Origin of the sequence: Pseudomonas sp. 58 R 12, from assembly GCF_900005865.1 — a bacterium.
Classification (GTDB): domain Bacteria; phylum Pseudomonadota; class Gammaproteobacteria; order Pseudomonadales; family Pseudomonadaceae; genus Aquipseudomonas; species Aquipseudomonas tritici.
This window is the reverse complement of record NZ_CVTP01000016.1, coordinates 371,168-393,754: the sequence shown is the minus strand read 5'-3', so window position 1 is coordinate 393,754 and position 22,587 is coordinate 371,168. Positions and strand designations below refer to the sequence as shown.

Annotated in this window: 21 protein-coding genes; 10 read left to right on the top strand and 11 right to left on the bottom strand. The window is 60.4% G+C overall.

Going from position 1 to position 22,587, the window contains the following annotated elements:
- Window positions 1-45 precede the first annotated feature (45 nt).
- Genes BFP95_RS11190 through BFP95_RS11175 form a run of 4 tightly spaced genes read right to left on the bottom strand, consistent with a single transcriptional unit; the run spans window position 46 to window position 3,189 of the window.
- The gene (locus tag BFP95_RS11190) at window positions 46-786 is read right to left on the bottom strand and encodes a penicillin-binding protein activator LpoB (protein ID WP_065875430.1); all 741 of its coding nucleotides are present in this window, start codon (window positions 784-786) and stop codon (window positions 46-48) included.
- Window positions 787-789: 3 nt separating this feature from the next.
- Window positions 790-1,377, bottom strand: coding sequence for a penicillin-binding protein activator LpoB (gene lpoB, locus BFP95_RS11185; RefSeq protein WP_049710984.1), 588 nt, complete (start codon window positions 1,375-1,377; stop codon window positions 790-792).
- A 35-nt stretch (window positions 1,378-1,412) separates the two neighbouring features.
- Window positions 1,413-1,784 (bottom strand): YcfL family protein, encoded by a 372-nt coding sequence (locus BFP95_RS11180; protein WP_008439304.1) that lies wholly within the window; start codon window positions 1,782-1,784, stop codon window positions 1,413-1,415.
- A gap of 10 nt (window positions 1,785-1,794) precedes the next feature.
- Window positions 1,795-3,189, bottom strand: coding sequence for a COG3014 family protein (locus tag BFP95_RS11175; protein WP_065910066.1), 1,395 nt, complete (start codon window positions 3,187-3,189; stop codon window positions 1,795-1,797).
- Between the two features lie 268 nt (window positions 3,190-3,457).
- Between BFP95_RS11175 and BFP95_RS11170 the strand changes: the two genes are divergently transcribed.
- Window positions 3,458-5,353, top strand: coding sequence for an FTR1 family protein (locus BFP95_RS11170; protein ID WP_065910065.1), 1,896 nt, complete (start codon window positions 3,458-3,460; stop codon window positions 5,351-5,353).
- Window position 5,354: 1 nt separating this feature from the next.
- Window positions 5,355-5,810 carry a YaiI/YqxD family protein gene (locus BFP95_RS11165; RefSeq protein ID WP_065875426.1) on the top strand — a complete coding sequence of 152 codons (456 nt, stop codon included), beginning with the start codon at window positions 5,355-5,357 and terminating at the stop codon, window positions 5,808-5,810.
- Window positions 5,811-5,983: 173 nt separating this feature from the next.
- Here the strand turns inward: BFP95_RS11165 and elbB are convergent, their stop codons facing one another.
- Window positions 5,984-6,649, bottom strand: coding sequence for an isoprenoid biosynthesis glyoxalase ElbB (gene elbB, locus BFP95_RS11160; RefSeq protein WP_065875425.1), 666 nt, complete (start codon window positions 6,647-6,649; stop codon window positions 5,984-5,986).
- Between the two features lie 115 nt (window positions 6,650-6,764).
- On the opposite strand from elbB, the gene BFP95_RS11155 reads away from it, so the two are divergent.
- Complete coding sequence (locus BFP95_RS11155; RefSeq protein ID WP_065875424.1) at window positions 6,765-8,000, top strand: sterol desaturase family protein; 1,236 nt, start codon at window positions 6,765-6,767, stop codon at window positions 7,998-8,000.
- On the opposite strand, the gene BFP95_RS11150 is transcribed toward BFP95_RS11155, so the two are convergent.
- Window positions 7,981-8,616, bottom strand: coding sequence for a DedA family protein (locus tag BFP95_RS11150; RefSeq protein ID WP_065875423.1), 636 nt, complete (start codon window positions 8,614-8,616; stop codon window positions 7,981-7,983). The genes BFP95_RS11155 and BFP95_RS11150 overlap by 20 nt on opposite strands.
- Window positions 8,617-8,823: 207 nt before the next feature.
- Here BFP95_RS11150 and hemB point away from each other — a divergent pair, with 207 nt between their 5' ends.
- The gene (gene hemB / locus BFP95_RS11145) at window positions 8,824-9,837 is read left to right on the top strand and encodes a porphobilinogen synthase (RefSeq protein ID WP_065875422.1); all 1,014 of its coding nucleotides are present in this window, start codon (window positions 8,824-8,826) and stop codon (window positions 9,835-9,837) included.
- A gap of 18 nt (window positions 9,838-9,855) precedes the next feature.
- Window positions 9,856-12,078 (top strand): polyphosphate kinase 1, encoded by a 2,223-nt coding sequence (gene ppk1 / locus BFP95_RS11140; RefSeq protein ID WP_065875421.1) that lies wholly within the window; start codon window positions 9,856-9,858, stop codon window positions 12,076-12,078.
- Between the two features lie 136 nt (window positions 12,079-12,214).
- Here ppk1 and ppx read toward each other — a convergent pair whose 3' ends face one another.
- Window positions 12,215-13,717: an exopolyphosphatase gene (gene ppx / locus BFP95_RS11135; RefSeq protein WP_028618414.1), complete on the bottom strand. Its 1,503-nt coding sequence runs from the start codon at window positions 13,715-13,717 to the stop codon at window positions 12,215-12,217.
- A gap of 472 nt (window positions 13,718-14,189) precedes the next feature.
- On the opposite strand from ppx, the gene BFP95_RS11130 reads away from it, so the two are divergent.
- The 4 genes from BFP95_RS11130 (at window position 14,190) to BFP95_RS11115 (ending at window position 18,734) form a co-directional block, all read left to right on the top strand.
- Window positions 14,190-14,840, top strand: coding sequence for a DUF1120 domain-containing protein (locus BFP95_RS11130; RefSeq protein ID WP_065874455.1), 651 nt, complete (start codon window positions 14,190-14,192; stop codon window positions 14,838-14,840).
- Window positions 14,841-14,979: 139 nt separating this feature from the next.
- Entirely contained in the window at window positions 14,980-15,672 is a 693-nt protein-coding gene (locus tag BFP95_RS11125) for a fimbria/pilus chaperone family protein (protein ID WP_083207167.1), read from the top strand.
- 7 nt (window positions 15,673-15,679) lie between these two features.
- Entirely contained in the window at window positions 15,680-18,196 is a 2,517-nt protein-coding gene (locus BFP95_RS11120; protein WP_065910064.1) for a fimbria/pilus outer membrane usher protein, read from the top strand.
- Window positions 18,197-18,200: 4 nt separating this feature from the next.
- The gene (locus BFP95_RS11115; RefSeq protein WP_065874458.1) at window positions 18,201-18,734 is read left to right on the top strand and encodes a hypothetical protein; all 534 of its coding nucleotides are present in this window, start codon (window positions 18,201-18,203) and stop codon (window positions 18,732-18,734) included.
- Here BFP95_RS11115 and BFP95_RS11110 read toward each other — a convergent pair.
- Genes BFP95_RS11110 through BFP95_RS11095 form a run of 4 tightly spaced genes read right to left on the bottom strand, consistent with a single transcriptional unit; the run spans window position 18,721 to window position 21,555 of the window.
- Window positions 18,721-19,452 (bottom strand): amino acid ABC transporter ATP-binding protein, encoded by a 732-nt coding sequence (locus tag BFP95_RS11110; protein WP_065874453.1) that lies wholly within the window; start codon window positions 19,450-19,452, stop codon window positions 18,721-18,723. The genes BFP95_RS11115 and BFP95_RS11110 overlap by 14 nt on opposite strands.
- A complete protein-coding gene (locus tag BFP95_RS11105; protein WP_065880234.1) occupies window positions 19,439-20,089 on the bottom strand; it encodes an amino acid ABC transporter permease in 651 nt (216 codons plus the stop codon). Before BFP95_RS11105 ends, BFP95_RS11110 begins: the two co-directional genes overlap by 14 nt.
- Window positions 20,086-20,754 carry an amino acid ABC transporter permease gene (locus BFP95_RS11100; protein ID WP_065874451.1) on the bottom strand — a complete coding sequence of 223 codons (669 nt, stop codon included), beginning with the start codon at window positions 20,752-20,754 and terminating at the stop codon, window positions 20,086-20,088. Before BFP95_RS11100 ends, BFP95_RS11105 begins: the two co-directional genes overlap by 4 nt.
- Window positions 20,755-20,769: 15 nt before the next feature.
- Window positions 20,770-21,555 carry a transporter substrate-binding domain-containing protein gene (locus BFP95_RS11095; RefSeq protein ID WP_065874450.1) on the bottom strand — a complete coding sequence of 262 codons (786 nt, stop codon included), beginning with the start codon at window positions 21,553-21,555 and terminating at the stop codon, window positions 20,770-20,772.
- A 255-nt stretch (window positions 21,556-21,810) separates the two neighbouring features.
- On the opposite strand from BFP95_RS11095, the gene BFP95_RS11085 reads away from it, so the two are divergent.
- On the top strand, window positions 21,811-22,506 hold the full coding sequence (locus tag BFP95_RS11085) for a FadR/GntR family transcriptional regulator (protein ID WP_065880232.1): 696 nt from the start codon (window positions 21,811-21,813) through the stop codon (window positions 22,504-22,506).
- Window positions 22,507-22,587: the final 81 nt, after the last annotated feature.

Below are 22,587 nucleotides of genomic sequence, written 5' to 3'. Positions count from 1 at the left end.
AAGCCAGCTCCCACATTGGTTTTGTGTTGCTTGTGAAATCGGGTTTCAGCGCAGTATCTTCGGCGCTTCATCCCTCGGCAGGTTGTTACGCAACACCGGCTGGCCAGGCTCTTGATACCCGCCACCCAATTGCTCCGCCAACTGCCGCGCCACATCTTCCCCCAGCGCTTTCGACACTTCTTTCACTACCCGCGGCCGATTCAGGCTCACACGCACATCGCGGCTGCTCACCAGCTTGGTGTCCTGGCCTTCACCCATGGCGGTAAACGCCGAGGTGATCTCGTAGGTACGGGTGTTGATCAGGCTGAAGTCCGCCACCAGCGTCAGGCCCAATACCGCCGAGTAGCTGTTGGTGTGGTCCAGGGCGTTGATGTCCTGGGTGAAGTCGATGTCTGACAGCGTGCCGAACAGCACATAGTCAGCTCCCTTGAAGTGGCCGGCCTTGATGCGCTTGATCACATCGTAGACGTCACCCTTGGCATCGGCGGTGTAGGGCGTGCCCTGCACCAGCTGGAACTGGCGGGACTTGAGGATCTCGCCCTTGATGTCACCGCTGAATTTACGCAGCTCGGTCTGTTCGATGTAGCTGGTACGGCTTTCGTACTCGCTGTAATTCGATGCGCCGCTGGCGTGGTAAGCGCTGGCCTGGAAGTTATTGCTCGCCGACACCTGGTGAATGTATTCCTCGACCCGCGCCTCGTAGGCCAGGTCGGTCACCGCGATCTTCGGGGCGGCCGAGGCGCCGAAGGCGCACAGCAGGCCGATCATGCCGATCCATGCACGCATTGCTTAGCGCTCCGTGGTCTTGCGGATTTCTTTTTCGTCCATCCATTCGGCCAGGCCGCTCTCGACGTCGATCAGTTGCAGGCTGAACTTGTAGAACACGTCCTTGTAGTCTGAGCTGCGCTTGACGATGGAACTGATGGAGCCTTCCAGGCGGTACTTGGCGGCGACCATGTTGCCGGTCTTGCTGACGGTGGACTTCTTGTACAGGCCGCTCTGGTTCTGCAGCTTGAGCTGGTCAACCTGGCTTTGCATGTCGGTGTTGTCGCTGGCAAAGCGCGCGGTGCCGGTCTTCATCAACTGGGTCTTGATCGACGTGGTGATCTCGCGGGTATCGATGTACTCGCTGGTCTTATTCTTCACGTCGTACACCTGCACCACCGGGCGGCCTTGCAGGATGCCGGACTGGGCCAGGGAGCGGGTCATGCTTTCGGCGATCATCTGCAGGTCGGTGGAGCCGAACTCGTTGGTCACCAGTTCTACGGCCTTGGTATCGCCGTAGCTGATGTTTTTACCGCCCAGTACCGGCGAAGTGTTAGAGCAACCGCTGGCCAATACGGCAACTACGGCGAGGATCGAGAAGCGTGCAAACATGGGGAAATCTCTCAGGAGCAAAAAGGGTGAACGGCTCAAGGCGTTTTCACTTCAAGGCGGAAGTCCGCCGCCTGGGGCAGGTTGGCGATGGCCGGCAGAAAGGTCGCCTGGTTGGCGTACAGGTTCAGCACCTTCCAGGTTTCTTCATCGCCCACCGGGAAGCCATCGGCGCCCAGCCAGGCAAAGCGGTAATACATCATCTGGTTGCTGCTGGTGATGTTGCTCAACTGCACCTTGGCGGTGAGAAAGCCGTTCTCGCGGGCAACACGAATGGCACCGACTGCGATGCCCTTGAACTTGCCCATCACTACGATTTTGCTCGCGGCGCTGCCGGGCTCCGGCGGTGGTGGGGTGGCGCAGCCGGCAAGCAGGACCAGCGCCAGGGCGCCGAGGATAAAGTGACGCATAGCGTGCTCCTTAAGGTTGTTTGAGGGCGATGGCCTGGGTAGCGGTGCTCGGTACCACATGGGCGGCCAGGCCGCCCGCGAACACTTGGTTGCCGACCACGCGCAAGGTGATCACCTGATAGCGCTGATCCGCCTTGACCGTTACCAGCGTGCCGCCCAAGGCGTTGGGCAGGCTGACCTGATGCTCGCCGTGCTTGAGGCGCAGACGGGTCACCTGAGTCAGGTCCGGCAGGGTGCGCCACGTGCGGGTGTCGGCGCCTTCGGTAACGGCCGAGGCGATACCCAGTACCAAGCCCGCCATGGGGTTGGTCTTGTTCAGGTTGTTCTGCGCCACGCCACGGGTGACCGCACGCACGGTGGTGCGCAGGATGATCCCCGGCATGTCATCGCGCAGTGCGCGGCGGGACATGGCCGTAGTGCTGTTGAGTATGGTGAGGCTCTGTTGCTGGCCGTCGACGCCGATCTGGGCGAAGGTCGCGGTGGACGTATCCGCCTTGATCACCGGGAACGACAGCGGTGTGATCACCAGGTTGCCATTGATCGGAATCGGCAGCGGCAGGCGAATCGAATCGCGAGCCGGTGCCAGGCCACTCTGGACCACGATCAGCACGTCGGTTTCATTGGCGCCGACCTTGGGTTTATCCAGGTTCAACAGCGCCTGTTCCAGCAACGGTGTATTGGGGCGCAACTCGGCGGCCTTGCGGTAACCGGGGGCTGCCAGGTCTTTTTCGCCCAAGGCTTCGTAGACGAAACCGGCCAGGTAATGACTGAACGCACTCTGGTAGCTGTTTTTCAGACCGACCACTTCCGGCGCATCCAGGGCTTCCACCGGGTAGCCGCGCAAGTCTTTCATCTGGGTGGTCACGCCCTCACGCTGGGCTTCGTTCTCGCGCTTGAGGTATTCCTTGTCCCGCAGGTCGGCGATCACCGTTTCGCGTTCATGGGTTTTCTTGATTTCGGTGCGCGCGCCGCCGAAGTCGTTCAGGGCCAGGAGGTTCAGGGCCATCTGCGTGGTCAGCATGACCTTTTCGTAGTCATAGCCTTCGTAGCGCCGCACTTTGTCGTTGGCAACGAAACTGCCGAACTGGGCGAGATACCTGGCGCTGTCGAACTTGACCGAATCCTCCCACTTGGCGACTTGCAGGTCGGCGCTGCGCCAGGCGGTCTGGCTGCCGGTCATGTCGCCCTTGGCCCGCAGCAACTCGCCCTTTTCGAAGAAATAGAGCAGGTCTTTGTCGTCGCCGGTGTTGTTCTTTTCCAGCAGGGTCAGCGCGGCGTCGACATTGCCGGTGGCCAATTGCTGGTTGGTGGCTTGCAGTTCGGTGTCGTAGTTGCGGAACATCGAACAGCCGGACAGCAAGGTGACCGCCGCAAGCGCGAGCGAAGGTAAGGCGCGAAATGCCATGCAAACTTCTTCCCTGAAAGTATCAACCGATGTGGTAATTCCTCATAAAAACGAGGAACAAAATTCCCTTTCGCACTAACAGGGCGCGGCATTATAGGCACCATTACTGGCAAAACAATGGCTATTTGATCCGGTGAAATCGGCTGGAGTGCCACCATCCCGCATCTAAAACGCTCCGCCCCCACAAACGACAAATCACTTACGCCTTGAGTCAAACCCGTAAAGCCCTAACAATGTGTTACTTCGTATTTCCATTTGAGATTCGTTCATGACTGCCCCCTTCCGTTTTCTCGCCTGGCTGATAGTGCCGGCGTTGATGTCGTGCAGCTTCAACCTGTTGGCCGCGACTGCCGAGGGCGCCCCACAAGCCCTGCATTTGCTGGACTACATTGGTGCTGACTATCCTCCGACGGTGGAGGCGGGCAAGGTTATCGATGAATCCGAATACCGCGAACAGCTGGAGTTTCTCGGGGTGTTGCAGGGCCTAGTGGCAGAGTTGCCACAGCGCCCGGAACGCGTGGCGTTGGTCGAAGGTGTTGATGAACTGTTAGCGGCTGTAACCGCTCATCAGGACGGCCCGACAGTCGCCCGCCAGGCCCGGCAATTGGGGGCTCAACTGGCGGTGGCCTATGAAGTCAGCCAGGCACCGGCGATCACGCCTGACCCAACCCGCGGCGCGCCGCTTTACGCCCAACACTGCTCGGTCTGCCACGGCACAGCGGGCGCCGGTGATGGGCCGGCCAGTGTTGGCATGACGCCGCCGCCCGCTAATCTGCGTGACGCCGTGCGCCTGGATCGCCTGAGTCTCTACGCGATCTACAACACGCTGGGCCTGGGTGTGGAAGGCACTGACATGCCGTCTTTTGCCGACCAACTGGACGATCGCCAACGCTGGGACCTGGCCACTTACATCGCCGGCTTCACCGCCGACCCGGCCGCCGCCAAAAGCGAGCAGCCGTTCAATCTCGCTGACCTGGCTCGCCAGACCCCCAATGAAGTGCTGGCCGCCAATGGCCCGGCTGCCGCCGCGACGTTCCGCGCCCAGCGTGCGCAACCGCCGCAGGTCAAGCGTGGCCCGGCGCAACTGCTTGAATACACCGCTACGACCCTGGACAAGAGCCTGGCCGCGTTCCGCAGCGGTGATCACGAACAGGCCTACGATCTCTCGGTAGCCGCGTACCTGGAGGGCTTTGAACTGGTAGAAAGCTCCCTGGACAACGTCGACGCCAGCGTGCGCAAAGACACCGAGAAGGCGCTGATGGCCTACCGGCAGTCGTTGCAGGACGGTTTGCCGGTCGAGCAGGTGCAACAGCGTCTGGACGTGGCCAAGGGCAAACTCACCGAGTCCGCCGGCTTGCTGGGCAGCGACGGCCTGAGCTGGTCATTGAGCTACATCTCCGGTTTGTTGATCCTGTTGCGTGAAGGCCTGGAAGCGATCCTGGTGCTGGCCGCGATCCTCGCGTTCCTGCGTAACACCGGCCAGCAGTCGGCGGTGCGCAGCGTCAACGTAGGTTGGGGCTTGGCGCTGTTGGCGGGTTTGGCGACCTGGGCGTTGGCCGCGTACGTGATTGACGTGAGCGGCGCCCAGCGCGAATTGCTTGAGGGCTGCACGGCGCTGTTCGCCAGCGTGATGGTGCTGTGGCTCGGCGTGTGGATGCATGACCGTCGCCACGCTGCGGCTTGGCAGGATTACATCAAGAGCAGCCTGGTGGGCGGTGGCGGGCGTTTTGGCTTTGCGATGCTGGCGTTCTTCTCGGTGTACCGCGAGCTGTTCGAGGTGATCCTGTTCTACGAAACCCTGTGGCTGCAAGCCGGCCCGGCCGGGCACAACGCGGTGCTGGCGGGTGGCGCCACGGCGCTGGTGCTGCTGGTGGGCCTGGCGTGGGTGATCCTGCGGGGTTCGGCGAAGCTGCCGTTGGCGTTGTTCTTCGGAATCAACGCGGCGCTGTTGTGTGCACTGTCGGTGGTGTTTGCGGGGCACGGCGTGAAGGCGTTGCAGGAAGCCGGGATCTTCGGCACGCGGCCGGTGGCATTCTTTGACTTTGATTGGCTGGGGATTCACGCCGATGCCTACTCGCTGAGTGCGCAGGCAGTAGCGATCCTGGCGATTGTGGTGCTGTATGGCCGCAGTCGAATCGCGGAGAAGCGCCGGGTGGCGGCATAACATGCGCGTGTGGATCGATGCCGACGCCTGCCCTCGGGCGGCCAAGGACCAAGTGGTGAAGTTCGCCCTCAAGCGCCAGTTCGAAGTGGTGCTGGTGGCCGGTCAGAGCCAGATCAAGCCGAGCTTTGCCTGTGTGAAGCTAATTGTGGTGCCCAGTGGCCCGGATGCGGCGGATGACTACCTGGTAGAGCACGCAGAGCCCGGTGAACTGGTGATCTGCAGCGATGTGCCGCTGGCTGACCGCTTGGTGAAAAAGGGTGTCACGGCCCTCGATCCACGAGGCAAGGAGTTCAGCCCGGCCAACATGAGTGAGCGCCTGGCAGTGCGCAACCTGTTCACCGATCTGCGCGAGCAGGGCCAGATGGGCGGCGGTCCACCGCCCCATGGCGAGAAGGACAAGCAGGCGTTTGCCAATGCCCTGGACCGAATCCTCACCCGGTTGATGCGCCAAGCCTGACCTGTGTAGTGAGCGGGCTTGTCGAATCGTCGCACCGCCCGCGCTGGGCTGCGTAGCAGCCCCAATAAAGACACCGCAGAGTTCCAGATAAAACCAGGTCGTCTGGTTTGGGGCGGCTTCGCCACCCAGCGCGGGGCAAGCCCGCTCACTATATTAAGTGTTTGGCAAGCAGGTCAGTCGTTTTCGTGGGTCAACTCCAGCACCCGATCCACCAGCTTGTTGATCCCCGAAGCGACCTCGCTGATGTTCTTGCCGAGCATATAGGCCGGGGTGCTCACCAGCTTGCGCGCCTGGTCTTCGACGATATCTTCCACCGCGCACTCCTGGTGGGTGGCGCCCATCTTGTCCAGCGCGGCGGCGGTGTCGGCACAGTTGCCAATGGTGCAGGTCACGCCAGGACCGTAGATTTTCGCCGCCAGGGCCGGGGAGATGCAGATCAGCCCCACGGGCTTGCCCGATTCGGCAAAGGCCTCGGCCAGCTCCAGAACCTGCGGGTTGACGCTGCAGCCGGCGCCTTCCACGGCAAAGTTCGACAGGTTCTTCGCCGCACCAAACCCGCCGGGCACGATCAGCGCATCGAAGTCTTCGGCATTGGCTTCGCGGATGTCTTTCACGTCCCCCCGGGCGATCCGCGCCGACTCCACCAGCACATTGCGTGACTCGGGCATCGTTTCGCCGGTGAGGTGGTTGATCACGTGCAGTTGCGCGATGTCCGGGGCAAAGCATTGGACCTGAGCGCCGCGCTGGTCCAGGCGCAGCAGCGTGATCACGCTTTCTTGGATCTCTGCGCCGTCGTACACGCCACAGCCGGAAAGGATCACTGCTATCTTTTTGCTCATGGGCATTTCTCCTGGGTTCTTGGCGTTAAATGTCTACTAATTTGTCATCTGTTGCCAATGGGATCTCGCGCCGCTGCACCTAATCTGATGTAACAAAAATAGACCGGACCAGACCATGGACTTCGTGCCTTACGCGGTACCGTTTTTCATCGCCCTGATTGTGGTGGAGCTGCTCGCTGATCATTGGCGCGGCCAGCGTAACTACCGGGTGGCGGACGCCATCAACAGCCTCAGCACCGGTGTGCTGTCTACCACCACGGGGCTGCTGACCAAGGGCGTGGGGCTGTTGACCTATGCGTTCGCCCTCAAGCACCTCGCGGTGATCGAGCTGTCGGCCCACAGCGTCTGGACCTGGGTGTTCGCCTTTGTGTTCTACGACTTCTGCTACTACTGGCTGCATCGCATGGGGCACGAACGCAACATCTTGTGGGCCGCGCACTCGGTGCATCACCAGAGCGAGGACTACAACCTCAGCACTGCCCTGCGCCAGACCAGCACCGGTTTCCTGCTGAGCTGGATCTTCTACCTGCCGCTGGCCGTACTCGGCGTGCCGTTGGTGGTGTTTATCAGCGTGGCGTCCCTTAACTTGCTGTATCAATTCTGGGTGCACACCCGGCATGTGCCCAAACTCGGCTGGTTCGAATGGTTTTTCGTCACGCCATCCAATCATCGGGCCCACCATGCACAGAACGCTCTCTACATGGATCGCAACTACGGCGGGGTGTTCATTATTTGGGACCGCCTGTTCGGCTCCTTCCAGGAAGAAGACGACAACGAGCCGGTTATTTTCGGCGTGACCACGCCGTTGTCCAGCTGGAACCCGCTGTGGGCTAACCTGCAGTTTTATGCACAGCTGTGGAGTGATGCGCGGCGCACAGAGCGCTGGTGGGACAAGCTGCGCATCTGGTTCATGCGCACCGGCTGGCGCCCGGCGGACGTGAAGGCTAAGTACCCGCTGGCGAAACATGACTTGAGCCTGTTCCGTAAGTTCGAGGTAGCGCTGGATGTGCGCCAACAGGTCTACATCGCCCTGCAGTTCGCGGCGTATGTGAGCTTTGGTAGCTATTTGATGAATTTCGGCGAAGGCTTGCCCACGGCGGCGCTGATCCTGGGTTGGAGTGCCATGGCGTTGGGGCTGTTTACATTGGGTGTGGCTTTGGAGAACCGCCCATGGGCGTTCAAGGCCGAGCTTTCACGGCTGGTGCTGAATGTGCCGCTGGTATGGCTGGCGCCTTTGGTCGGTCTGTGGCCGGCCAGCAACCTGGGCTGGCTGGGCCTGCTCAGTTACAGCCTGCTCAGCGTGATTGGCCTCTACTGCTGCAGCAGCCGGTTTACTCGACTGGTGTCTTAGGCGCTTCAACCCGTGCAGGCTCGGCGGCAAGCCGGGCCTTTTCATCGGCACAGGCCTGACGAGCGATACGGGCGTTCTTGAAGCGGCGGCGCAGCCAGAGGCCAAAGCCCAGCAGCAGCAACGCGCCCAATACCCATAACTCATATTTCTTCACGCTACCGAGCATGCCTTCCAGCACGGCGCCGAAATGGTAAGCCGCTGCGCCCAACGCGGCCGCCCAGATCGCGGCACCAATACCGTTGAGGATGAGGTAGCGCAGCGGTGGGTAGCCGGAAAGACCAATCGCCACTGGCATGACCGTGCGCAGCCCGTAGACGAAGCGAAAGCTCAATACCCAGATATCCGGGTGCTTGCGGATATGCTCCAGGGCTTTGTCGCCCATCAATTGCCAGCGCGGCTTGCGCGCCAACAGCTTGCGGCCGTGCTTGCGGCCCATGTAATACCAAAGCTGGTCGCCGGCGTAGCTACCGAAAAAGGCAACCACCACCACCAGGTTGATATCCATGTACCCACGGAACGCCAGGAAGCCTGCGAGAACAAGAATGGTCTCGCCTTCAAAGAAGGTGCCTAGGAAGAGGGCAAAGTAGCCGAAGTCATGCAGAAATTGTTGAAGCATGGTCTGGGTGCTGGCGAAATGAACGCGCAGCCTACGCCTTCACGAAGATTCATGAAAGTATCGAGATGTGTCACGAAGTGAACAATTCCTACGTAAATCGCGAATGCGACTACAGGTCGCATCGTTAAGCACAACTGTCATACCTTCGTCATAATGGCCGCTTATAACTGCAACGCTCGCCCGTGAACCCGGGCTCAGGAGTCTGTCGTGAGCTTTACCCCTGCCAATCGCCTGTTTCCCGCCACTCGTCTGCGTCGCAATCGTCGTGATGATTTTTCTCGTCGTCTGGTGCGTGAAAATGTACTGACGACCGACGATCTGATCCTGCCGGTGTTTGTGCTGGACGGTGAAAATCGTCGGGAAGCGGTGGCTTCGATGCCAGGTGTGGAACGCCTGAGCATTGATCTGCTGCTTGAAGAAGCCGCGGGCTGGGTTGAGTTGGGGATTCCCGCGCTGGCGCTGTTCCCGGTCACGCCTCCTGAACTCAAGTCCCTGGACGCTGCCGAAGCCTGGAACCCGGAAGGGATCGCGCAGCGTGCCACGCGTGCGCTGCGCGAGCGTTTCCCGGAGCTGGGGGTGATCACTGACGTGGCGTTGGACCCGTTCACCACCCACGGCCAGGATGGCATTCTTGACCGGGACGGCTATGTTGAAAATGACGTCACCGTGGATGCCCTGGTCAAGCAAGCCCTGTCCCACGCAGCAGCCGGTGCCCAGGTGGTTGCACCGTCGGACATGATGGACGGCCGCATCCAGGCGATCCGCGAATCCCTGGAGCTGGCTGGCCACGTCAACGTGCGGATCATGGCCTATTCGGCCAAGTACGCCAGCGCCTATTACGGCCCGTTCCGCGATGCGGTGGGCTCGGCGCTTAACCTGGGCAAGGCCAACAAGGCTTCGTACCAGATGGACCCGGCCAACAGCCATGAAGCCCTGCACGAAGTGGCGGCCGACTTGGCCGAAGGCGCTGACATGGTGATGGTCAAGCCGGGGATGCCCTACTTGGACATCCTTTATCGGGTCAAAGAAGAATTCAAGGTGCCGACCTTTGTGTATCAGGTCAGTGGCGAATACGCCATGCACATGGCAGCAATACAGAATGGATGGCTGAGTGAAGGGGTGATCCTTGAATCCCTCACAGCCTTTAAACGCGCCGGGGCTGATGGCATTCTGACCTACTTCGCCGCCCGCGCCGCCCAATTGCTTAGAGAGCAACAATAGCCCTCACAGGAACACTCGATGAATACCGAAGGACTCACAGAAGTTGCCGTAAAAGACGCTCACCCGGTGGTTGAACAAGTCACCGAAACGCCGCCGGAGCACGAGCCCGCCGTGCCTGTCGTGGTGGCTGAGCCGCCCGCGCCGGTCCCGGTGGTCGCTGTGACCAACCTGGATGACAGCAGCCTGTACATCCACCGCGAGCTGTCACAACTGCAATTCAACATCCGCGTGCTGGAACAGGCGCTGGATGAGTCCTATCCGTTGCTGGAGCGGCTGAAGTTCCTGTTGATCTTCTCCAGCAACCTGGACGAGTTCTTCGAGATCCGCGTCGCCGGCCTCAAGAAACAAATCACCTTTGCCCGCGAACAAGCCGGCGCCGATGGCCTGCAGCCGCATCAGGCACTGGCGCGCATCAGCGAACTGGTACACGGCCATGTGGACCGCCAATATGCGATCCTCAACGACATTCTGTTGCCGGAACTGGAAAAACATCAGGTCCGCTTCATCCGTCGCCGTCACTGGACTACCAAGATCAAAACCTGGGTGCGCCGTTATTTCCGTGACGAGATTTCGCCGATCATCACCCCGATCGGACTCGACCCGACGCACCCGTTCCCGTTGCTGGTGAACAAGAGCCTCAACTTTATTGTCGAGCTGGAAGGTATCGACGCCTTCGGTCGTGACTCAGGCCTTGCGATCATCCCGGCACCGCGTCTGTTGCCACGGATCATTAAGGTACCGGAGGAGGTGGGGGGCGCTGGCGATAATTATGTATTCCTGTCGTCGATGATCCATGCGCACGCCGATGACCTGTTCCAGGGCATGAAGGTGAAGGGCTGCTACCAATTCCGCCTGACCCGTAACGCCGACCTGGCGCTGGACTCCGAAGACGTCGAAGACTTGGCCCGTGCCCTGCGCGGCGAGCTGTTCTCCCGGCGCTACGGCGATGCGGTGCGCCTGGAAGTGGCCGACACCTGCCCTAAACACCTGTCGGACTACTTGCTGAAGCAGTTCAACCTGGCCGAATCCGAGTTGTACCAGGTCAATGGCCCGGTGAACCTGACACGCCTGTTCAGCATCACCGGCCTGGACAGCCATCCGGAACTGCAATACACCCCGTTCACGCCGCAGATCCCGAAATTGCTGCAAAACAGCGAGAATATCTTCAGCGTGGTGAGCAAGCAGGACATCCTGCTGCTGCATCCGTTCGAGTCCTTCACGCCAGTGGTCGACCTGCTGCGACAAGCCGCCAAAGACCCACACGTGTTGGCCGTGCGCCAGACCCTGTACCGTTCCGGCGCCAACTCGGAAATCGTCGACGCCCTGGTCGACGCCGCGCGTAACGGCAAGGAAGTCACGGCGGTGATCGAGTTGCGTGCGCGGTTCGACGAAGAGTCCAACCTGCAATTGGCCAGTCGCCTGCAAGCAGCCGGCGCGGTGGTGATCTACGGTGTGGTCGGCTTCAAGACCCACGCCAAGATGATGCTGATCCTGCGCCGCGAAGCCGGTGAGATCGTGCGCTACGCACACTTGGGCACTGGTAACTACCACGCCGGTAACGCCAAGCTCTACACCGACTACAGCCTGCTGACGTCCGACGATGCCTTGTGTGAAGACGTCGGCAAGTTGTTCAGCCAGTTGATCGGCATGGGCAAGACCTTGCGCATGAAGAAGCTGCTGCACGCGCCGTTCACCCTCAAGAAGGGCATGCTCGACATGATTGCCCGCGAAACCCAGTTCGCCCTCGACGGCAAGCCGGCGCACATCATTGCCAAGTTCAACTCGCTGACCGATCCGAAGATCATTCGCGCGCTGTACAAGGCCAGCCAGTCAGGCGTGCGCATCGATCTGGTGGTGCGCGGCATGTGCTGCCTGCGTCCTGGCATTGTCGGGGTTTCGCACAACATTCACGTGCGCTCGATCATCGGCCGCTTCCTGGAGCACACGCGGGTCTTCTACTTCCTCAACGGTGGCGAAGAACAGATGTTCCTCTCCAGTGCCGACTGGATGGAGCGCAACCTCGATAAGCGTGTGGAAACATGCTTCCCGGTGGAAGGCAAGAAGCTGATCATGCGGGTCAAGAAGGAGCTGGAAAGCTACCTCACCGACAACACCCACAGCTGGAGCCTGCAGTCGGACGGCCGCTATATTCGCAACACGCCGACCGGCAACCAGAACCCGCGCAGTGCGCAGGCGACGTTGCTGGAGAAGTTGGGTAGCCCGATCCTGTCGGTGAACTGAAGCCGACACAAACCAAATGTGGGAGCGGGCTTGCTCGCGAATGCGGTAGATCAGTCAGTACATCTAGTGACTGACACTCCGCATTCGCGAGCAAGCCCGCTCCCACATTTGCTTTTGCAGTGTTCTTTGGGCCGGGTTAACGCAGGTTCAGGCTGAACCCCACCCGCGTCAGCCACTCCGCTTCCTGGGCGAAATCCGCCTGGGTCAGCTGATTCTCATCCAGCCAACCTTTCGGGAACACTACGTCCAGGCTGTCGCCGTCGGCGCGCAGGGTCACTTGGGGCATTTCCTGGGTGCCACGGATATGGTGGAACAGGATTGCAAAGCGCAGCAGCACGCACAGGCGAATCAGCTTGATGCCCTCGTCGCCGAACTCAGCAAATTTATCCTTGGGGATGTTACGGCGATGGCCACGCACCAGCAGGGCGAGCATTTGCTGGTCTTCGCGTGAGAAACCGGCCAGGTCCGAGTGCTCGATCAGGTAGGCGCCGTGCTTGTGGTAATGGTAGTGGGCGATATCCAGCCCCACTTCATGCACCTTGGCAGCCCAGCCCAACAGCTCGCGCCATACGCCGTCTTCCAGGTCCCAGTCCTCGGCCACCTGGTCGAAGGCGTGCAGGGCTTTACGCTCCACACGGGCGGCTTGTTCCAGGTCGACGTGGTAACGCTCCATCAACGAGGTGAGCGTGCGCTCCCGCACGTCCTCGTGGTGGTGTCGGCCCAGCAGGTCGTAGAGCACACCTTCGCGCAGGGCACCGTCGCAGTGGTCCATGCGTTGCAGCTCGAGGGCGTCGAAGATCGCTTCGAGAATCGCCAGGCCGGCCGGGAAGATAGTACGACGGTCGGGCTTGATGCCGTCGAAGTCGATTTTCTCGGCGTCCCCCAGCTTGAACAGTTTGCGCTTGAGCCACGCCAGGCCTTCGGCGTTGACCTCGCCGGTGCCGTGGCCGCCGGCTTTCAGGGCCAGGCCGATGGCGCGGATGGTGCCGGATGAACCGATGGCCTCATCCCAGGTCAGGCGGTGCAGGGCGTGCTCGATGCTCATGATCTCCAGTCGCGCCGCCGTGTAGGCCTGGGCATAGCGCGCCGGGGTGATCTTGCCATCCTTGAAATAACGCTGGGTGTAGCTGACGCAGCCCATCTGCAGGCTTTCGCGCAGTAGCGGTTCAAAGCGCTGGCCAATGATGAATTCGGTACTGCCACCGCCGATGTCGGCGACCAGGCGTTTGCCGGGCGTATCGGCCAGGGTGTGGGACACGCCGAGGTAGATCAGGCGCGCTTCTTCACGGCCAGAGATGACTTCGACGGGATGCCCAAGGATCTCCTCGGCGCGGCGGATGAATTCGCCACGGTTGCGGGCTTCGCGCAGGGCGTTGGTGCCGACGATTCGCACGGCACCCAGGGGCATGCCGTTGATCAATTGTGCAAACCGCTTGAGGCAATCGAGCCCGCGCTGCATGGATTCTTCGTTGAGTTGGCGCTCATCGTCGATTCCGGCAGCCAGTTGCACTTTTTCGCCGAGCCGTTCAAGGATGCGGATTTCGCCGTTCTGGGCCTTGGCCACGACCATGTGAAAGCTGTTGGAGCCCAGGTCGATGGCGGCGATCAGGGACAGATTCTTGGCTTGGGATTGCGGCATGGTTAGGGGGTCTCGGTCGATAACCCAGCCATCGTGCCACGATCGACCTTTGGTGCCAACGCGTACGGCTTCGGTAATTTTCCTTTGACTGTCTGTAAGGAATTCTTGTGGGGAATGTAGGGCGGTTTTCTAGGCCCGCAGCGAATGATGTTTCATTTTTGTAGGCGTAATTAAGCGTTTGTTGTTTTCAGGCTGTTTATGATTTTGCCTACACTGAGTTGGATATTCACTAGTTGGTTTTGTACTTAAGCTTACTCGACGATGAATTCTGGCCCACTTTCTCTATCTACACCTCCCACGAAGAGTGGCGTGTTCTCTCATTCTTTATTCGGGGGGTAAAGCGACAGACTGTCACTCGGCAATTTCGCCGTGGTGTTATTTATGTGTGGTCATATGTTAAAGGATGAAGAGAGGGGTAAAGGATACCCGCCCATCGTAAACGCACCTGCCCACTATAGATGACAGGATAAACATGAAAAAAATGCTTGGTTTGACAGTCAGTACTCTGTGTCTGGTCGCGAGTATCGGCGCTCATGCAACAACGGCTGCTGAACTGATTGTACGAGGGACGATCAAGCCGTTGGCTTGCAACCTCAGCCTCGCCGGTGGCGGCATCGTGGATTACGGAATAATTCCCTCCGGAAGTCTGTCCGCCACTAACTTCAATCCTCTAACAGAGAAACCTGTCGCCTTGTCCGTCAGTTGCGGCAAGACGCCAGCCCAGTTCGGCCTGGCGCTGACTGACCTGCAATCGGGCAGCAAGGTGACCGGGATTCTCGGTTCCGGGTTCACCGAGGCGCAGAACTTCGGGCTTGGCCTTGCCAACGGCAAGCGTACGGGTGGCTACTCCGTGACTCTGACGAATCTACGCTCGTCCACCGGGGCCCTGAGCCCTCTCGTGCGTGTTGGTACCACAGGTTCCTGGCAGCGCAGTGACGGCAAAGTCGCGCAAAAGCCGAGTCAATATTCGTGGGGCAACGGCTCCAGCCTGCAACCCGCATCCATCACCCAACTTACGGGCACTCTGGCTGTGAAAGCCGTTATCAACCGCACGCAAGATCTGGACCTGACCCGCGATACGACACTGGACGGCCGCGCCACTCTGGAATTGAGTTACATCTAAATACGTTATTAACGGCCGACCTTAATGCACAGGCAGTGACGCGTCTCTGTTAAGTGTCGGCTGTTTTTGCGTGGGTGTTCGTTAATTGTTGGCTTTATGGCTGTGAGGAAACTCAGTGAAGGCTCTTTCAATAATAGTGATGGCGTTTCTACGGTATATAAGCGTGTGCCTTTGCTTGTGTGGTATGGCAGTAGCTGACGGGATGCAACCCGAGACAACAGTTGTGATTTTGAATGAAGAGGACGGTGAAGCGACACTTAATATAAAAAACACTGATCCTGGCGCGGCGTTATTGCATTCGGTCATACAAAACATACCAGAAGATTTGGAATCCTTATTGATCGTTACGCCGCCCATTACTCGGGTCGAGTCGGGCGACACTCAACTTGTACGCTTCATCATGACCGCGAAGGCACCGCTCAAGACCCAGCGCCTGAAGCGAGTCTCCTTTGAAGGTATCCCCCAGGCTCGCACGCCCGGCGGTGCGACCATTGGTATCACCCTGCGCCAGAACCTGCCGTTGATCCTGCATCCCAAAGGCCTGCCCAAGCACGATGCGCCGTGGCAGTTGCTCACCTGGAAGCGCGAAGGTGACCAGATAAAGGCTTATAACAACAGCGCTTACGTTGTGCGGATGGCACTCGAAGTCCAACTGCATCCGCTGGCGCGTCTGGGAAAGTTACCGCGTACCTACATTCTGCCGGGTGAAGTGCTCACAGTCGTGACGGACGACTCAGTGGCGGGAGTGGTCGCGGTGGAGATTCAACCGGCCACGGTCTACGGGTTTACGGTGGACAGCTACCGCGCACCCGTTACGGCAGATGCGGACTGACGAGCCTATGAAAAAGATCAGGCACTCAGGTCGCTCTGCCAAAAGCGCGCCTGGCAAGGTATTACAGGCGCGTTCCAGGGTCTTGCTGGGGCTCGCGACGCTGTGGGGGTTGCCAGGCTCCAGCGCGGCCTTGGAGCTCGGAGAAGGTTTTGACCTGGCCGCGTTGACAACCCTTGGGATCGACCCGCAGGTGTCCGAATACTTTCGCAGCGCGGCGCGCTTTCGCGAAGGTGTGCATGTGGTCGGGCTGCGGGTCAATGGCACCCCGCTGGGGTTGGTGGACGCGCGGTTCGATTACCAGGGCCAGTTGTGCTTCACCGAGGCGTTACTGGCGAAGGCGGGTCTGGTCACACCCTCCCGTGTGCTACGCGAAGGCATCAGTCCTGACCAGGCCTGCCATGATTTCGTTGGGGAATACCCGGCGACCATGGTACGGCTGCGCCCGAGCAGCGATGAGGTCACCCTGGTAGTGCCGACCCAGTCCCTGCGCGCGCCAGAGTGGGAGGCCGGGAATTTTTCTCAGGGCGGCGCGGCAGCCATCTTCAACTATGACGTGTTGGGTTTCGATACCCGCTCGCGAAGTGGGCCAAGTCGCTTTGTATCGGCCTATACCGAGGCAGGGTTCAATCTGGGTAACTGGATTGTTCGTAGCCGCCAGTTTTTTATCTCTGACAATGGCCAGACTCGAACCGAGCAGGTGGACGCCTACGCCCAGCGCGATATCGCGGCGTTGCAGTCGACTTTCCAGGTCGGGCAGATTTCCAGCAACAACCCGATATTTGGCGGGGTACAACTGGCTGGCTTGCAGCTTTTTCCGGATGGTCAACAACGCGCGGGCGGGGGCAGCAGCGAGGTAGTGGTTGAAGGGCTGGCCCAAAGCCAGTCACGGGTCGAGGTGCGTCAGTCGGGTGCATTGATCCATACCACGCTGGTACCGGAGGGGCCGTTCAGGCTCACCGGATTACCGTTGCTCAACAGCACCAGCGACCTCGATGTGAGCGTGATTGACGTGCGGGGCGCAAAGCGCAGTTTTGTCGTACCCGCTGCGTCCTTTCGAGGTGGGGCTCCTGTTACGCCGGGGTATTACTTTTCCGTCGGCAAGGTGCGTGACACGTCCTTCGACAGCCGGGAAGCGCCCGTTGTTGCCATGGGCAGCGGCACCTGGGGGCTGGGCCAGAACGCGTCACTGGGTTTCGGTTTGCTGAGTACCGACGAGTATCAGTCGGCAGGTGGCTCACTGAGCAGTGTGTTTTTCCATCAAATGACGGTGGGCATGCGCCACAACCTGTCCCGTGATGGCCAAGATGGCGTAGGGGGCGCACGCAGCACACTCTCTGTGGGCAGCCCGTTGTTCGCCAACCTCGACATGAACCTGAGCGCCTCTACGCAAAGCCGAGGCTATCGGGAGGTGCTGGACGCAGGCCAGGCGTCGCGTGGGTACGACTTCGATGCGCGTTTCAAGCGCCAGTACACGGCAGGGTTAAGCTGGGCGGATCCGTTTGTGGGTGGTTTTTCCATCAGTTTCACGCGTAGCTCGCAGTTTGACGGGCAGTCCGCCGATCACCTCTTTGCCTCGTGGAACAATACGTTTAACGGTGTGGGGGTGGCGCTGATCGCCGACGCCCAGGTCGGTGGGGCCAGGCCTCGACGCCGTGACGCGGTTGCGGGTGGCCGACGCGACGACCGGCTGGACGAAGACACCTCCCTCAGGCTGCAGGTCACGGTGCCCCTGGGCGGTGATCGCCGAGTCAGTTCTTACGTCAGTCGTCGAGGCGACCGACTGGATGCGGGTACCGCTCTAAGCGAGCGGGCCAACGACTATGTGAACTACGAGGTCGGTGTTGATCGAGACGTGAACGAGCGGGAGCAGAGCGTGCGCGGCCGGGTGGACGTATTGCCGCTTTATACCCGCGTGAGCCTCGGTGCCAGCCGTGATCCGTCAAGCACCAGCTATTCCGGGCAACTGCAAGGCGGCATTGTCGCCCATGAACACGGCGTGACGTTCTCGCCGTATGCAGTGCAGGACACGTTTGGCATCGTCTCGGTGGGCGATATTGCTAAGGCCAAGGTCTCCACGGCCCAAGGGCCGGTATGGACGGATTTCAGCGGCCAGGCGGTGATCTCCGGGCTGCAGGCCTACAGCAACAACCATCTGCAGGTACAGACCCAGTCGCTGCCCAAGCGCGTCGACTTGAAGAACGGGACCAAGGTGCTCGCCGCTGGTCGTGGCTCAGTCAACATCCTCAACTTTGATGTGGTGAAAGTCCGTCGCCTGTTGCTTGAAGCTCAGGATGAACAAGGTCGGCCCTTGCCTCAAGGGGCTGCTGTGTTTGGCCAGGACAACAACTTTGTAACCAGCGTGGTGGGTGAGGGCATGATTTTCCTCAGCAACATTGATGGGCCGCAAACCCTGAAGGTTTCATTGCCGGATTCGCAATCCTGCCTGCTGCAAGTCAACCCGGAGCAAGAGCCTGACGATGACCAACTCTACGACACCGCACCCGTGGTATGCCATGTTCGCTGAACGGATGTACGGCCCGCGTGCCGCTGGCGTGTGTCTGGTGGTAGTCGCCCTGCTGGTGAACCAGGCACGGGCTGAAGACTGCCGGATGACCTTGAGCGAGCCCCGGGTCGATTACGGGGTAATTCGTCCCTCGCAAACGTCGTCCGGTCGCTCGACGCTGAGGCTGGATACGCAGCGTACGCTGCACCTGAGCGTGCTCTGCGCCAACCCGGCGGCAATGGCATTGCGCTTCAGTGGTGCGCCTGCCGATGCCCAGGGTTTTCAGTTTGGCCGACAAGGACGCTTCATGTTGAGCCTGAGGCGGGCTCAGGTCGACGGCAGGCCGGTGGCGTGGCAAACCGATGAAACGGCTGACGGGCGGCTGTTACCTGGCCGCACATTGGTTGCGAGCGCAGCCGGTGTGCCAATGATGGGCCGCCGGTTGACGGCCCAGGTAGAGGTTGAGGTTCACTTGCCCGCCGATGCCCTCTCGGTGCGCCGGGAGGTGCTGCTGGAGGGGCATGGCCAATTCGTACTGGTCAGTCCTACTGTTCCGTAGAGCCGATGAAGTTGGCCAGTTCGGCAGTTTGCGGGTTGGCGAACAGCTGCTTTGGGTCACCCACTTCATGCACCTTGCCCTGGTGCATGAACACCAGCTTGTCGCCGACTTCCCGCGCAAAGCGCATCTCGTGGGTCACCATGATCAGGGTCATGCCGTCCTTGGCCAGTTGGCGCACCACACTGAGCACCTCATTGACCAGTTCTGGGTCGAGGGCCGAGGTGATTTCATCGCACAGCAGCACCTTGGGCGACATCGCCAGTGCGCGGGCAATCGCCACACGTTGCTGCTGTCCGCCGGACAGGCGATCGGGGAAGGCGTCGAATTTCTCCCCCAGCCCGACGCGTTCCAGCATTTGCTTGGCCAGCAGCGCAGCCTTGGCCTTGGGCACTTTTTGGACGACTTGCGGCGCGAGCATCACGTTTTCGCCGACGGTCAGGTGCGGGAACAGGTTGAACTGCTGGAACACCATGCCGACTTTCTGCCGCAGGCTGCGCAGGTCAGCGCGGGCGGCGTCGAGGTATTCGCCGTCGACTTCAATCACGCCGTCGTTGATCGATTCCAGGCCGTTGAGGGTGCGCAGTAGTGTGGATTTACCCGAGCCGCTGCGACCGATGATCGCCACCACCTGGCCTTCTTCAACGGTCAGGTCGATGCCCTTGAGTACGTGGTGATCGCCGTAATACTTATGCAGGGCGGAAATTCTAAGCAGAGGCATGCAGTCTCCTTTCCAGGTAGCGCGCACTGAGGGATAGGGGGTAGCAGAGCAAAAAGTAACCAAGCGCTACCAGGCCGTAGACCATGAAGGGCTCGAAGGTGGCATTGGCGAGCATGCCGCCGGTCTTGGTCAGTTCGGTAAAGCCGATGATCGAGGTCACGGCGGTGCCTTTGACCACCTGCACCGAGAAGCCCACGGTGGGCGCCACGGCGATGCGCAGGGCTTGGGGCAGGATCACGTAGCGCAGTTGTTCAAGCGGGTTGAGCGCCAGGCTGGCCGACGCTTCCCATTGCCCGTGGGCGATGGAGTCGACGCAGCCGCGCCAGATTTCAGCCAGGTAGGCGCTGGTAAACAAGGTCAGGGCGATTGCCGCCGCGAGCCAGGGCGAGATATCCACACCCAGCAGAGCAACGCCGAAAAACACCAGGAACAACTGCATCAGCAGCGGCGTGCCCTGGAACAGTTCGATATAGGTGCGCGCAACGTTGCGCGGGAACGCCTTGCGGCTGATGCGCATGGTCATCACCAGCAAGCCGATCACGCCGCCACCCACAAACGCCACCAGCGACAGCAACAGCGTCCATTGCAGGCCCGTGAGCAGGTTGCGCACGATGTCCCAGAAAGAGAAATCACTCATCGGCTGTTCCTCATCACAAACCGGCGGCCGATCCAGTTGAGCAACTGGCGAATCATCAGCGCCATGCACAGGTACACCAAGGTGGTCAGGGCATAGGTTTCAAAAGCGCGGAAATTGCGCGACTGGATAAAGTTGGCGGCGAAGCTCAGCTCTTCAGTGGCGATCTGTGAACACACTGCCGAACCGAGCATCACAATGATGATCTGGCTGCTCAGGGCCGGCCACACCTTGCCCAGCGCCGGCAGCAGCACCACGTGGCGGAACGCTTCGAAGCGTGTCATCGCCAGCGCTGCGGCAGCTTCCAACTGCCCGCGTGGAATCGCCTGGATGCCGGCGCGGATGATCTCGGTGGAATAGGCCCCCAGGTTGATCACCATCGCCAGTACGGCGGCTTGCCATTCGGTGATCTTCAGTCCCAGGGACGGCAGGCCGAAGAAGATGAAGAACAACTGCACCAGGAACGGCGTGTTGCGGATCAACTCGACGTACACACCGAAGAACCACGCAAACGGCTGGATCTTCCAGGCCCGCACCACCGCGCCTACGGTGCCCAACGCTACGCCGAGAATCGCGCCAATGGCTGTCAGTTCAAGGGTGAACAGCGCACCGCGCAACAGCAGGTCGGTATTGGCCAGCACCGGCAAAAAGTCGAATTGATACGCCATGAATCAGCTCCGCTTTTAGAGGTCGGCAGGCAATGGTTCTTTGAGCCACTGCATCGCGTTCTTTTCCAGGCTGCCATCGGCTTTAGCAGCGACCAGGATCTGGTTGACCTTCTCCAGCAGCGCCGGCTCGTTCTTGTTCACGCCCACGTACACCGGCGAGTCCTTGAGCTTCACTTTCAGTGCAGGCACGCGTTTCGGGTTGCGTTCGCTGATCGCCACCATCACCACGTTGCCGCTGGCGATCAGGTCGACCTGGCCGGCCAGGTAGGCGGCGATGGTCGAGTTGTTGTCTTCGAAGCGCTTGATGGTCGCCTCTTTGGGCGCGACGGCAGTCAGCTCGATGTCTTCGATAGCGCCACGGGTCACGCTGATGGTCTTGCCCTTGAGATCGTCCAGGGTACTGACGGCGGCATCAGGCGGACCGAACACAGCCAGGTAGAACGGTGCGTAGGCCTTGGAGAAGTCGATCACCTTTTCGCGCTCGGCGTTTTTACCCAGGCTGGAAATCACCAGGTCGACCTTACCGGTGGTGAGGAACGGGATACGGTTGGTGCTGTTGACCGGGGTCAGTTCCAGCTTGACCTTGAGTTGGTCGGCCAGCAGCTTGGCGGTGTCGATGTCCAGGCCACGCGGCTTCATGTCGGGGCCGACCGAGCCGAACGGCGGGAAGTCCTGAGGCACGGCGACCTTGAGGGTGCCACGGGCAACGATGTCGTCCAGACCATTGGCCTGGGCGGGTGCCTGGCTCAGCATCAGGCTGGCAAACAGGGCAGTAAGCAGGGCGCTGTAGCGCTTGGTCATGGCAACTCTCCGAGAAGGGCGAAGGACTTTTCTGGATTTGCTCAGTGCACAGCCCATGCCATTACCTCTGGAATCGTCTGCGAGGCCGGGATTTGTTGAGCTGCCGTGGTCTTACTGGTCTGAACAGTGACTCGGCGTTTCGCACCCTTTTCGAGCGCCGGTAAAACCTGGCGAGCCCCTTTGGGGCGTGGCTTGCCGCCCGCCCCGAATAGCTTTACAACTAGCCGCTCAGTTGACTGGAACATTGAGTTTTCTATGAATTCCATCGCCCAAGCCGTACCGGAAGCGGCCCTGCAGGCCATCCGCAAACTGATCAAGGAGCAAGGCTTCGGGCCGGGCGATGCCTTGCCGTCCCAGCGCGATCTTGCGCTGCAGTTGGGCGTGAGCCGGGCGTCGTTGCGCGAGGCGTTGTCGTCCCTGAGCGCATTGGGCGTGGTCAATGTGCAGCCGGGCAAGGGCGTGTTTGTACAGGCTGCTGACGAGTCGCCGGGGTTTGCCTGGCCGTTCGCGGCACAGGCCACGCCGCTGGATATCTTTCAGTTGCGCTACGCCCTTGAAGGCTTTGCAGCGGGGTTGGCGGCGGTGACCTTGACCCTCGATGAGCTGGACAGCCTGGAAGACAATGTCGAAGCGATGCGCAAGGTGCTCAAGGCCGGCGACTTCGAAGCGGCTGCCAGGCTGGACTTCGAATTTCACCAACGCATCCTGCTGGCCAGCGGTAACCAGGCGATGGTGAGTATTTTGAGTGCGAGTGCCGAAGTGTTCCTGGAGAGCCAGAAACTACCGTTCATCCGGCCGGAGCGGGCCATGGAAACCTGGCAGGAGCACCGCAGGATAGTGCGTGCCCTGGCCCGGCGCGCCAGTGCGGCGGCGCAGAAAACCATGCAGGAACACGTGCGCAATGCGGCGTTGCGCACGGGTATCGCTTTCGTGACTCCCGTAACCCCCTGAGTGGGGCGATACCCAAACTCATGCGGCACCATAGCAAGACTCAATCAGAGGCGGCTTCCTGAACGGGGGAAGGGCGGCTAT